The sequence below is a fragment of the Nocardioides sp. NPDC023903 genome (assembly GCF_040639295.1).
Lineage (GTDB): Bacteria > Actinomycetota > Actinomycetes > Propionibacteriales > Nocardioidaceae > Nocardioides.
The window spans coordinates 112,294-124,027 of sequence record NZ_JBEZZS010000012.1; the positions used below are offsets into that span (position 1 = coordinate 112,294).

Sequence of the window (11,734 nt, forward strand, 5' to 3'; positions counted from 1 at the left end):
GGTGGTGGGTCAGCGCTGGTTGGCGAGGATCAGCGTCGCCGCGCTCATGAACATGCCGCCGTTGCCGAGCACCAGGCTGGTGCCGACCCCGTCGACCTGCGCGGCGGCCTCGCCGCGCAGCTGGCGTACGGACTCCTGGATCGCGAACATCCCGTACATGCCGGTGTGCGTGTAGGACAGGCCGCCGCCGTTGGTGTTCATCGGCAGGCGTCCGCCGGGTGAGGTGTGCCCGTCGGCGACGAACGCACCGGACTCCCCGCGGCCGACGAAGCCCATGTCCTCCAAGCCGTAGAGCGGGACGTGCGCGAAGGCGTCGTAGATCATCAGATGGTCGATGTCGGTAGGGGAGGTGCCCGACTCCTTGAACGCCGCCTGGCTGGACAGCGTGAACTGCTTGCAGCGGGTCATGTCCTCCATCTGCGAGATCAGCGGCGTGGTGGCCGCCTCGCCGGTGCCGAGGATGTGGACCAGCGGCTTGTCGCTGCCGTGCGCCTCGGCGAACTCGCGGGAGGCGACGACCAGGGCGCCACCACCGTCGGTCACCAGGCAACACATCAGCAGGGTGAACGGGTCGGCGATCATCTTGGCGCCGAGGACGTCGTCGACGCTGACCTCGTCGCGGAACATGGCCCGAGGGTTGCGGGAGGCCCAGCGCCGCTGCGCTACCGCGACCTCGGCGAGCTGCTCGAGGGTGTTGTCGGTGTCGTGCAAGAACCGGCGAGCGGGCACGGTGAAGCTGGTCGGCGGACCGGTGATGCCGTACGGCATCTCGAACTGCGCCATCACCGAGTCGTTGGCACGGGGGTGCATCGGCGCGCCCACCCGGGACCGGCCGGACTCGCCATGGGTCACCAGCACGACGTCGGCGTAGCCCGCCTTGATCGCTGCCGTCGCGTGACGTACGTGGAAGAGGAACGAGGAGCCGCCGACGCCGGTGCCGTCGATGTAAGTCGGCGTGATCCCGAGGCTGTGCGCGACCTGGATCGGGCCGGGCATCGAGACCGAGGCGATGCCGTCGACCTGGTCCTTGGTCAGGTTCGCGTCCGCGAGCGCCCGGCGGGCGCCCTCGAGGTGCAGCTCGAGGGTCGAGGTGGTGGGCAGCTTGCCGATGTCGGTCTCGGCGGCACCCATGATGACGACGTCGCGGCTCATCAGGCGTACTCCTTCACGGGGGCGAAGACGGGCACGGCGACGCCTGTGCGCTGCTCGAAGCGCACCTCCACCGGCATGTCGAGCTCGAGGGCGTCCGGATCCGCCTCGACCAGGTTGGTCATCATCCGTGGGCCTTCCTCGAGCTCGACCACGGCGATCACGGTCGGCACCGGGAAGCCCGGTGCGGGACGGTGGGAGACGACGTACGTGTGGAGCCGAGCCTTGCCGGAACAGGTGACCCACTCGAGGTCGGTGGAGCCGCACCGCGGGCACGAGGAGCGGGGGTAGAAGAAGACCTGGTCGCAGGGGCGGCACTTCGGCAGGTCGAGCCTGCCGGCCGCGGTGGCGTCCCAGTAGGGCTGGGTCTCCGGGGTCGCCCGCGGCGCGAACCGCGCCTCCGGGCCGACCTCCGGGGTAGTCGTACTCATACGGTGCTGCCTTTCTCCCGCTTCCCGAGGGCGCGAGCGTCGAGGTAATGGAGGATGGCCTCGACCGAGGCCCGGGCGGCCGGGCGACGTTGGTCGTCGACCTTGGCGTAGACGTGGTCGGTCACCTGCTCGCGAGCCACGCCGTCGGCGAGCAGGCCGGCGACCTGGTCGATCCGGCGCTGCCTGTCGGCGATCCGCGCCCGCAGGTAGGTCGTGGGCTCGCGTACCGCCGGCCCGTGCCCCGGCAGCAGGATCCAGTCGTCGTCGACCAGATCGGCGATCCGGGCCATCGAGCCGAGCATGTCCGCGATGGTGCCGTCGGGGTGCGAGATGTAGGGGTTGAACCGGGCCAGCACGGTGTCCCCGGTGAGCATCACGCGGCGGTCGCCGAGCGAGAAGCTCACCCCGTCGGAGGTGTGCCCGGGAGTGGTGAGGGTGCGGATCTCGGTGCGCCGGCCCAGGTCGATCCGGGTCCCGTCGGGGATGATCCCGTGCTGGATCCGTGGCCTGATGGCCGCCTGCCAGCGTTCGGCCACCGCATGAGCGGCCTGGGAGTGGTCGCCGTGATGGTGGCTGAGGAGGACCGTCTCGACGCGGGCGCCGGCTCCGCGCACCACCTCGTCGATCCGGTCCAGGTGGTCGGGGTCGGTCGGACCGGGGTCGATGACCACGGCCCGACCTTCCCCGACGACGATCCAGGTGTTGGTGCCCTCGTACGTCCAGTGGTTGGCGTTCGGCGCGAGCAGCAGGTGGACGCCATCGGTGACCTCCACCGGCTCCTCGGGTCGCGGCGGTGCCTCGCCGACGTCCCAGATCGCGTCGATGCGGCAGGAGTCGTCCCGACGGTACTCGTTCTGGACGGGAGGGCCGCTGCTCACTCCTGCTCCATCCAGACGTTCTGGAGCTCGCGGGAGCTGTAGTCCGGGTGCGGGTGGTAGTCGTGGACCTTGCCCGAGTAGAGCGTCTGGGTGTCGTAGGCGTACAGCGGCAGCGGGGTGGAGACGTTCTCCATGATGTAGCGCTCGATGTCCTGCAGTGCCTTCTCCCGCTGCGCCTCGTCGGTGATGACGCGCTGGGCGGCGACCATCTCGTCGAGCTCCGGGTCGTTGACCTTCGACCAGTTGCGGGTTCCGGTGCTGGTGTACTCCGAGGTGAGGTACTCGTCGGCCGTCAGCATCGGGGTCTGCAGGCCGTACATGATGTCGTACTTCGTCTCCGGCCAGGTCGAGCTGACGTAGGTGGCGTAGTCCTGCTGGTCGATGGTCAGCTTGATGCCGATCTTGGAGAGGTCCTCCTGGACCCACTGGGCCTCGCGCAGGATGGTCTCGCCGTAGCCGTCGGTGGCGACCAGCTCGGCCGAGAAGCCGTTGGGGTAGCCGGCGTCGGCCAGGAGCTTCTTGGCCTTCTCGGGGTCGTACTCCAGCAGCCCGTCGACCTCGTCCTGGGGCAGTGCCCCGAAGAGGGTCGGCGAGATCGGACCGGTGAGCGTGCCACCCGAGCGCAGTGCCTTGATCATCCCCTCCTTGTCGATCGCGTGCGCGACCGCGCGGCGGACCTCGAGCTTGCTGAACGGCCCCTCCTGGGCGTTCATGAAGACCCGGGTCTGGGTGATGCCCTTCTCCGTACGCAGCTGCAGACCGTCGATCTGGCTGAGGAGCTGGTCGACCTGGCGCTTCTCGGTGGAGAGCGAGGAGATCATGTCGAGCTTGCCGCTGCGCAGCGCGGCGATCTGGGCCTGAGCGTCGGGGAGCACGGTGGTTTGGATGCCGTCGAGGTGGGGGAGACCCTCGATGAAGTAGTCGGGGTTCTTCTCCATCACCCGCTCCTGGTCGCGCTTCCAGCTCTTCAGCACGAACGGGCCGGTGCCGATCGCCTCCTCGGCCAGGTTGAACTCACCCTTGGTGCCCTCGCAGGGGAGGATCGCCATGAACGGGTTGGCCATCGTCTGGTCGAAGGCGGTGTTCGCCGACCCGAGCGTGAAGACGACGGTGTACGGGTCGGGGGTCTCCACCTTGGTGACGCCGGCGACCAGGCCGAGCTGGTGGCCGGGCAGGGACTTGATCCGGTCGACCGTGCACTTGACGTCGGCCGAGGTGAACTCACGCCCGTCGACCGGCGGCTTGTCGTGGAACGTGACGCCCTGACGGAGGTTGAAGGTCCACGTCTTCAGGTCCTCCGACTTCGACCACTTCTCGGCCAGGTCGCCCTCGAGCTCGCTCGAGCCGTACTCGACGTCCTTGCCGGTCTTCGGTGCGACCAGCCGGCTGTAGACCGTTCCGACCGCGACGTGGGTCATGTAGGACGCCTCCTTCTGGATGTCCAGCGAAGGCGCATCGGCGGTGGCCGCCGTGTGCAGGATGCCGCCGTCCTGGGGCGGGCCTGCGTCCTCGACGATCTTGCCTTTCCCGGCGGCGGTTCCGCCCGTGCCGCAGGCGGCGGTCAGGGCGAGGCAGGCAGCGGCCACGACCGCACCGGCGGTCCGGACCTGTGATCTCGTGAGGCGAAGCATGGGGTGGGACATCACGGACTCCTTGGGTGGGATGGGGCTAGCGGCGCTGTTTGGGGTCGAGGAAGTCGCGCATGGCGTCGCCGAGCAGGTTGAACGCCAGGACGGACACGGAGAGGATCAGGCCGGGAACGACGGTCATCCACGGGGCGATCTCGAGCTGGCTGCGGCCCTCGCTCAGCATCCGGCCCCACGAGGGTGTCGGTGGCGGGGTGCCGATGCCCAGGAAGCTGAGGGCGGACTCGGCGATGAGGATGACCGCGAAGAGCAGCGAGCCCATCACGAAGAGCGGGGCCATCAGGTTGGGCAGCCCGTAGCGGAGCAGGATCCGTGGGGTGCCGCAGCCGACGGAGCGGGCGGCCTCGACGTACGGCTCCTCGCGGATGCGGAGCATCTCGCCGCGTGCGACGCGGTTGATCGACGGGATCACCAGCAGGCTGAGGGCGATCACGGTGTTGCGTACGCTCGGGCCGAGCAGGGCGGCCACGAACAGCAGCAGCACGATCGAGGGGATCGCCATCAGCGCGTCCATGATGCGCTGCAGCACGGAGTCGATCCAGGTGCCACCGAAGTAGCCAGACACGACACCGATGACCAGGCCGATCGCACCGCCGAGCGCGAGCGTCGCGACCGCGATCAGCAGCGAGGTCCGTGCCCCGTAGAGCGACCGGCTCAACACATCCCGGCCGAGCTCGTCGGTGCCGGCGAGATGGCCACCGACCCCCGGAGCGGTCAGGATGTTGACCCGGTCCTGGGCGAGCGGGTCGTACGGCGCGATCCAGGGCGCCAGGACGGCGACCACGACGAAGAGCGTGATCAGGAAGAGGGCGATGGCGCCGAGGGGCTGCTCCCTGGTGAACCGGACCAGACCGCTGCGGGATCGTGGCCGGCGGGCTGCGCGTGCGGTCCCGGAGATGGCGATGCTCATGCGGAGGCTCCTTCGTAACGGATCCGGGGGTCGATGACCGCGTAGAGCAGGTCGACCACGACGTTGACGAGGATGAAGATGGCGCCGTAGAAGATGACGCAGCCGAGGATGACCGGGTAGTCGCGCTGCCCGACCGCCTCGAAGATCAGCGATCCCATCCCCGGGATGGCGAAGATCCGCTCGAGGATGACGGTGCCGCCGAGGATGTGACCGACCTGCAGACCGAGCACGGTGAAGACCGGGATCAGCGAGCTGCGGCCGGCGTGCTTGAGCACGACCACGCGCTCGGAGGCGCCGCGGGAACGGATGGTGCGGATGAAGTTGGAGCCGAGCACCTCCAGCAGCGAAGAGCGCAGCATCCGGGCGATGCTCGCCATGGTCGCGGCACCCAGGGCGATCGCCGGGAGCGCCATGTGGATGAGGTTCTGGCCGAGATTCTCGGTGGGGGAGGCGTACACCAGGGGTGGGGACCAGCCGAACCAGAGAGCCAGGAAGGTGATCAGGAGCAGTGCCAGCCAGAAGTTCGGCAGCGACATGCCGATGACCGCCAGGAAGCGCATGACGTTGTCGACGACGCTGTGATGCCGGATCGCAGAGAGCATGCCGAACGGCACCCCGAGCAGGATCCCGAAGAGGATGGCGAGCAGCCCGAGCTCGAGGGTGGCGGGAAGGCGCTCGAGGATCTTGGTCGTGACGGGCCGCTCGTCGTCGAACGAGTTGCCCAGGTCGCCCTGGGCCAGCCCGCCCACGAAGTGGCCGAACTGGGTCAGGATCGGCTCGTCCAGGCCGAGCTCGGCGGTGCGCTGGTCGATCTGGGCCTGGGTGACGCCGGGGGCGTCGGCCAGCTGGAGCCGGACCGCGTCGCCGGGGATCAGTCGGATGATGAGGAAGACCAGAGTGGCGACCAGGGCGAGCACGAGCAGGCCGTAGGTCAGGCGTCGTCCGGCGTAGAGAAGCATGCGATCACCTCGCGGGAGTGGGGTCGAAGAGGTGGCAGGCGACGCTGCGGGCGTCGCTCGAGCTGCCGATGGTCAGCAGCTCCGGCTCGTCGCGGTCGCAGCCGTCGATGCTCTGGCTGCAGCGTGGGTGGAACCGGCAGCCCGACGGGGGCCGACGCGGGCTGGGGATCTCGCCGGCGAGCGGCGTGCGCAGCTGGTGGTGGGCGTCGGGGGAGGGGATCGACGCCATCAACGCCTGTGAGTAGGGATGTCTCGGCCGCTCGCTGATGTCGTCGGCGTGGGCCACCTCGGCGAGCTTGCCGAGGTACATCACGCAGACGCGGTCGGAGATGTAGCGCACGACGTTGAGGTCGTGCGCGATGAAGAGGTAGGAGAGTCCGAGCTCGCGCTGGACCTCCTTGAGCAGGTTGAGCACCTGCGCCTGGACGGAGACGTCGAGTGCGCTGACTGCCTCGTCGCAGACGATCAGGTCGGGGTCGGTGGCGAGCGCTCGGGCGATCCCGATGCGCTGCGCCTGGCCGCCGGAGAACTGGTGGGGATAGCGCTCCAGCGCGAACGAGGGGAGACCGACCAGGTCGAGCAGCTCCTTGGCTCGTTTGATGCGGCCGGCCCGGTCGCCCATGCCATGGACCACCATCGGCTCGGTCAGCACCTGCGCGATCGTCATTCGTGGGTTGAACGAGCTGAACGGGTCCTGGAAGACGAGCTGCATCCGCTTGCGGAGCTGGGTCAGCCTGCTCTTCGACAGCGTGGCGATGTCCTGTCCGTCGAAGGTGACCGAGCCGCTCGTCGGCTCGATCAGCCGCAGGATCAGGCGCCCGAGCGTCGACTTGCCGGAGCCCGACTCTCCGACCAGACCGAGGGTCTCGCCGCGCTTGATGGTCAGGGAGACCCCGTCCACGGCTCGTACGGGCGGGCGGCTGGGAGCGAGGAGGCCCTTGCCGTCGCCGAAGTGCTTGACGAGACCGTGTGCTTCGACGAGAGGAGCGGCGCCGGGAACGATCATCGGGCCACCTCCGCCATCGGCGCGAGGACGCCGCGCTCCTCGTCCGGACGCCAGCAGCGGACCTGCCGCCCGGCGACCTCGCGCAGCGGCTGGGACGCCTCGCACTCGGGGCCGGCCTCGGAGCAGCGGCTGACGAAGCGGCAGCCGCTGGGCATCTCGTTGAGGGCAGGTACGGTGCCGGGGATCGCCGGCATCTCCGCGTCGCGCGGGGTGTCGCGCCGCGGGATCGCATCGAGCAGTGCCTGGGTGTAGGGGTGCTGCGGCCGGTCGAGGATCTCGTCGGCGGTGCCGGTCTCGACGACCTGGCCGGCGTAGAAGACGACCACCCGGTCGGCCATCTCGGCGACCACACCCATGTCGTGGGTGATCAGCATCAGCCCGACCCCGGTCCGATCCTGGAGGTCGCGGATCAGCGCCAAGACCTGGGCCTCGACGGTGACGTCGAGAGCGGTGGTGGGTTCGTCGGCGATCAGCAGGCGCGGGTCGCAGGCGAGCGCGCCGGCGATCATGACCCGTTGGCGCTGGCCGCCCGAGAGCTGGTGGGGGTACGCCTTGAACTTGGTCTCGGGCTCGGGGATGCCGACCAGGTCCAGGAGTTCGACCGCGCGCTCGCGTGCCTTCTTCTTCGAGACGTCGTGGTGGATCCGGTAGGCCTCGACGAGCTGGTGCCCGATCGTGAAGAGGGGATCGAGAGAGGTCATCGGGTCCTGGAAGATCACCGAGATGTCCTTGCCCCGTACGGAGCGCATGTCGTGGTTGTCGGCGCCTGTGATGTCCCGGCCGTCCCAGGTGATCCGACCGCCGCTGACCCGGCCGTTGCCTAGCAGGCCGAGCACAGCGAGCGCCGTCACGCTCTTGCCGGAGCCGGACTCACCGACGACGGCGACGGTCTCGCCGGCATCGATCCAGAGGTCGACGGCGTTGAGCGCCTCGACCGTGCCGCCGCCTGTCCGAAACTCCACATGGAGGTCCTCGATGCGAAGAAGCGGCTCGTTCGCGGACCCAGTTGGTGCTCTCATATCGGACCCTCCCGTTCGTGTCCGCGACCGGCCGTCGGTCGCCGATGTTGGTGGCTCAATCTAGAATCACGCTCTAGGATGAGATTCATCATTGGGTCGCCAACCGAGTGTGTCAAGGGTCACAATCCGGATATCGGACTTTCTTCTCGCGACGCCTCGTTCGGCGCAGGGTCGTGCCGTGGCGTACGACGCAGGTGGCGCCGTCTCGGACGGCGCAGGAGGTGGAATGAGCGAGTCCGAACCCACCGAAGTGACGGGCGCAGCGCGTTCCACCCTGATCGTGGTCTGCCTGGTCAGCGCTGTGATGGCGCTCAACGCGAGCTCTCTCAACGTCGCGCTGCCCACCCTGAGCAGGGAGTTCGAGGTGAGCTCGGCGGAGGGGAGCTGGCTGCTGCTCTCCTACATGGTCGCCAACACCGCCTGTCTGCTGCTCTTCGGCCGCCTCAGCGACGTCTGGGGGCAGCGGAGCCTCTACCTGGGCGGGCTGGTCCTCTTCTCGCTGGCGAGCCTGCTGGCCGGCTTCGCTCCGAACGTCGAGGTGCTCATCGGGCTCCGCGTGGTCGCCGCCATCGGCGGCGCGGTGCTCATCGGCAACGGCGCCACCCTCATCCACCAGGCCTTCCCGCGCTCCTCCCTGGGAGGCGCGATGGGTCTGTACGCAGCCTCGTTCCCGACCGCCAACCTGATCGGGCCGACGGTCGGCGGGCTGATCGTCGACCACGTCGGCTGGCAATGGGTGTTCTGGTTCAACGTGCCGGTCTGCCTGATCGCGCTGGTGGCGGGGCACGTGCTGCTGCCGCGTCCCGAGGTGGTCAAGCGCGCCGGCGGCCTCGACCTCCCCGGCAACCTGGTGATCATGGTCGGCGTCGTCATGCTGACCCTCGGGATCACGTCGCTGACGGACCTCGGGTGGCTGCATCCCCTGGTGATCGGCTGCGTCCTCGGATCGGTCGTCCTGGTCCCGGTCCTGCTGTACGTCGAACGGCGCGCGACGGCGCCGGTGCTCGACGTGGCCGTCATGCGCCGTGTCGGGAAGCTCTTCCTCGCCGGCTTCTTCACGGGTGCCGGAAGGTTCCCGCTGATCGTGCTGGCCAGCCTCTACTTCCAGAGCGTCGTCGGCGTCGCCCCGGGAACGGCGGGGATGATGCTGCTGCCGATGCCGGTCGGGATGATCAGTGCCTCACTGACCCTCGGTTGGCTCTCGCGCCGCTGGACGCCGCATCAGATCATGTCCGGAGGATCGGTGGTGGGTACGTGTGGCGTCGCCCTGGTCGCGCTCGCGATCCATCTCGAGCTGACCTGGATGGTGATGGCGACGCTCGCGATCGTCGGCCTGGCGACCGGTCTGTTCATCGGCACCAATGCCACCGTCCTCCTCGAGCGCGCACCCGAGGACGCCCTGGGCGTCGTCAACGCGACGCGGCTGATGCTGCAGAACACCGGCAACGTACTCAGCCTTGCCGTCGCTCTCACGCTTCTCACCGCGATCCTTCCGCCCGGGCTCGGTGAGGCGGTGCTCGCTGCCAAAGTGCCGGCCGACGGTGTCGATGCGGTCAACGCGGCCTTCACGCTGGTCTGCATCTTCCTGCTCGCCCTCGGCGCGGTCGGAGCCTGGTACTCGTTCCCGCGCCGAGGCGATGTCGAGGATGCGATGCGAGGGTCAGGTGGTGACGTCGTGCGGCGCGGCGGGCCGCGCCACTCGCGAACGCGTGATCAGGAAGCCGAAGGCGGTGGCGAGGACGTACATCACGATGCTGTAGACCGCGGCCGGGATCGCGACGGTGGTGTTGTCGAGCACGCTGAGCGCGATGGTGAGGGCCACGGTGGTGTTGTGGATCCCGACCTCCATCGAGGTGGCGATCGCCTGCGCCTGGCCGAGCTTGAACACCCGGGCGCCGAGGTAGCCGAGGCAGAGGCTCGCGCAGCAGAACAGCGTCACGACCACGCCGATCTCGCGGAGGTAGTCGGCGATGTTCTCCCGCTCCCCGAGGATCGCGCCGGCCGAGACCAGGACCAGTACGACGATCGAGAAGATCCGCACCGGACGATCAGCCCGTGCGGCGAACGTCGCTGACCGGCTCCGCACCAGCATCCCGATGCCGACAGGAACCAGCACGATCGCGATGACCTGGACGACCTTGCCGAACTGCAGGCCCAGGGTGTCGCCCGCGTCGAAGTAGCTGATCGCCGCGTTGGTGATCAACGGGATCGAGACCGCCGCGAGCACCGAGTTGACCGCCGTCAGCGTCACGTTGAGCGCGACGTCGCCACGGAACAGGTGGCTGAACAGGTTCGCCGTCGTCCCACCCGGCGAGGCGGCCAGCAGCATGACCCCGACAGCGATCAGCGGATCCACGTCGGCGGCCACGACGAGGCCGAACGCGATCATCGGCAGAACCACGATCTGGAGCGTGAGCGCGACGAAGACGGCTCGCGGGGTGCGAACGACCCGGCGGAAGTCTCCCGGGGTCAGGCTCAGGCCCAGGCCGAACATGATGATGGCCAAGGCGATGGGGAGGCCGACCGAGAGTAGGGCCGAGTCGTTCACTGTGTTCCTCCAACATGCGGGGCCGCCACCACGGACGGCCCGAAGAGACGTGCGTCACAGTGGACCATGCGGACGAGGTGAACCACAGTCTTATCCCGACATTTCGACCCGCGAAGTACGTATCCCCTGTCGCGAGCGCAGCGGGGACGGGGCGGCTCCGGCGGCTCGACCAACGGGCAGAGCCGTTCGCCCATCGAGACTCAGGGCCCCGATCCAATTATGTGTAGTAAATAGCGTTACATTACTACCTCGCCATTTTCTATCGCACAGAGGAGGCCCGCATGGAGCGGCTGATCATCTTTGCTCTCGTCGGTCTCGCTGCCCAGGCTGTCGACGGGTCGCTGGGCATGGCGTATGGCGTCACCTCGAGCACCCTGCTGGTCGCGACCGGTGTCGCACCCGCGGTCGCCTCGGCATCGGTGCACCTGGCTGAGGTCGGGACCACGTTCGTCTCGGGCGTCTCGCACTGGCGGCTCGGCAACGTCGACTGGAAGGTCGTGGCCAAGATCGCGATCCCGGGCGGCATCGGCGCCTTCACTGGCGCGACTGTCCTCTCCAGCATCTCCACCGAGAGCGCCACGCCCTGGGTGGCCGGCCTCCTGCTGGTCCTGGGCATCTACATCATCGCCCGCTTCGTCTTCGGCAAGCCGCCGGTCTTCATCCCGGGCCGTCGCCCGGGGCTCGGTCTGCTCGCGCCGCTGGGTCTCTTCGGCGGCTTCATCGACGCCACCGGTGGTGGCGGCTGGGGTCCGGTGACCACGCCGACGCTGATCTCCAGCGGCACCCTGCACCCGCGCAAGGTGATCGGCTCGGTCTCCACCGCCGAGTTCGTCACGACCCTCTCGGCGAGTGTCGGGTTCCTCGTCGGCCTTGCCGGAGAGGCGCTCGACTGGCGCGTCATCGCCGGCCTCCTCATCGGCGGCGTGATCGCGGCCCCGTTCGCCGCCTACCTGGTCAAGCACCTCTCGCTGCCCATCCTCGGCGGCCTGGTCGGCAGCATCATCCTGATCACCAATGGACGTACGCTGCTGCGCAACTTCGACGCCGAGTCGGTCGCCGCCTACGGCCTGCTCTTCGCCGTCGCCGCCGTCATCGTCGCCATTGCGGTGCGCAAGGCCGGTGGCAAGATCGCCCCAGCGCAGGAGCCTGCACCCGAGTCCGAGGCCGCCAACGCCTGAAGTCAGAAGG

At 68.7% G+C, this 11,734-nt stretch carries 10 protein-coding genes and 1 pseudogene; 2 read left to right on the forward strand and 9 right to left on the reverse strand.

Annotation, left to right across the window (positions count from 1 at the left end; all coding sequences use genetic code 11):
* Positions 1-9: 9 nt before the first annotated feature.
* The 8 genes from AB0F44_RS15045 to AB0F44_RS15080 are packed head-to-tail and all read right to left on the reverse strand — an operon-like array spanning position 10 to position 7,941.
* Positions 10-1,152, reverse strand: coding sequence for a thiolase (locus AB0F44_RS15045; protein WP_357356665.1), 1,143 nt, complete (start codon positions 1,150-1,152; stop codon positions 10-12).
* Positions 1,152-1,580 (reverse strand): Zn-ribbon domain-containing OB-fold protein, encoded by a 429-nt coding sequence (locus AB0F44_RS15050; RefSeq protein ID WP_357356667.1) that lies wholly within the window; start codon positions 1,578-1,580, stop codon positions 1,152-1,154. Before AB0F44_RS15050 ends, AB0F44_RS15045 begins: the two co-directional genes overlap by 1 nt.
* Positions 1,577-2,458 carry an MBL fold metallo-hydrolase gene (locus AB0F44_RS15055; RefSeq protein WP_357356669.1) on the reverse strand — a complete coding sequence of 294 codons (882 nt, stop codon included), beginning with the start codon at positions 2,456-2,458 and terminating at the stop codon, positions 1,577-1,579. The genes AB0F44_RS15050 and AB0F44_RS15055 overlap by 4 nt, the downstream gene beginning before the upstream one ends.
* Positions 2,455-4,101, reverse strand: coding sequence for an ABC transporter substrate-binding protein (locus AB0F44_RS15060; RefSeq protein WP_357356671.1), 1,647 nt, complete (start codon positions 4,099-4,101; stop codon positions 2,455-2,457). Before AB0F44_RS15060 ends, AB0F44_RS15055 begins: the two co-directional genes overlap by 4 nt.
* Positions 4,102-4,126: 25 nt before the next feature.
* Positions 4,127-5,014 carry an ABC transporter permease gene (locus AB0F44_RS15065; RefSeq protein WP_357356673.1) on the reverse strand — a complete coding sequence of 296 codons (888 nt, stop codon included), beginning with the start codon at positions 5,012-5,014 and terminating at the stop codon, positions 4,127-4,129.
* Positions 5,011-5,973 (reverse strand): ABC transporter permease, encoded by a 963-nt coding sequence (locus AB0F44_RS15070; protein ID WP_357356675.1) that lies wholly within the window; start codon positions 5,971-5,973, stop codon positions 5,011-5,013. Before AB0F44_RS15070 ends, AB0F44_RS15065 begins: the two co-directional genes overlap by 4 nt.
* A 4-nt stretch (positions 5,974-5,977) precedes the next feature.
* Positions 5,978-6,979 carry an ABC transporter ATP-binding protein gene (locus AB0F44_RS15075; protein ID WP_357356677.1) on the reverse strand — a complete coding sequence of 334 codons (1,002 nt, stop codon included), beginning with the start codon at positions 6,977-6,979 and terminating at the stop codon, positions 5,978-5,980.
* Complete coding sequence (locus AB0F44_RS15080) at positions 6,976-7,941, reverse strand: ABC transporter ATP-binding protein (RefSeq protein WP_357356678.1); 966 nt, start codon at positions 7,939-7,941, stop codon at positions 6,976-6,978. The genes AB0F44_RS15075 and AB0F44_RS15080 overlap by 4 nt, the downstream gene beginning before the upstream one ends.
* Before the next feature lie 283 nt (positions 7,942-8,224).
* On the opposite strand from AB0F44_RS15080, the pseudogene AB0F44_RS15085 reads away from it, so the two are divergent.
* Positions 8,225-9,439 (forward strand): annotated as a pseudogene (locus AB0F44_RS15085) (MFS transporter); the annotation flags it as partial.
* 219 nt (positions 9,440-9,658) lie between these two features.
* Here AB0F44_RS15085 and AB0F44_RS15090 read toward each other — a convergent pair.
* Positions 9,659-10,546 (reverse strand): bile acid:sodium symporter family protein, encoded by an 888-nt coding sequence (locus AB0F44_RS15090; RefSeq protein WP_357356680.1) that lies wholly within the window; start codon positions 10,544-10,546, stop codon positions 9,659-9,661.
* Between the two features lie 281 nt (positions 10,547-10,827).
* On the opposite strand from AB0F44_RS15090, the gene AB0F44_RS15095 reads away from it, so the two are divergent.
* A complete protein-coding gene (locus AB0F44_RS15095; protein ID WP_357356682.1) occupies positions 10,828-11,724 on the forward strand; it encodes a sulfite exporter TauE/SafE family protein in 897 nt (298 codons plus the stop codon).
* Positions 11,725-11,734: the final 10 nt, after the last annotated feature.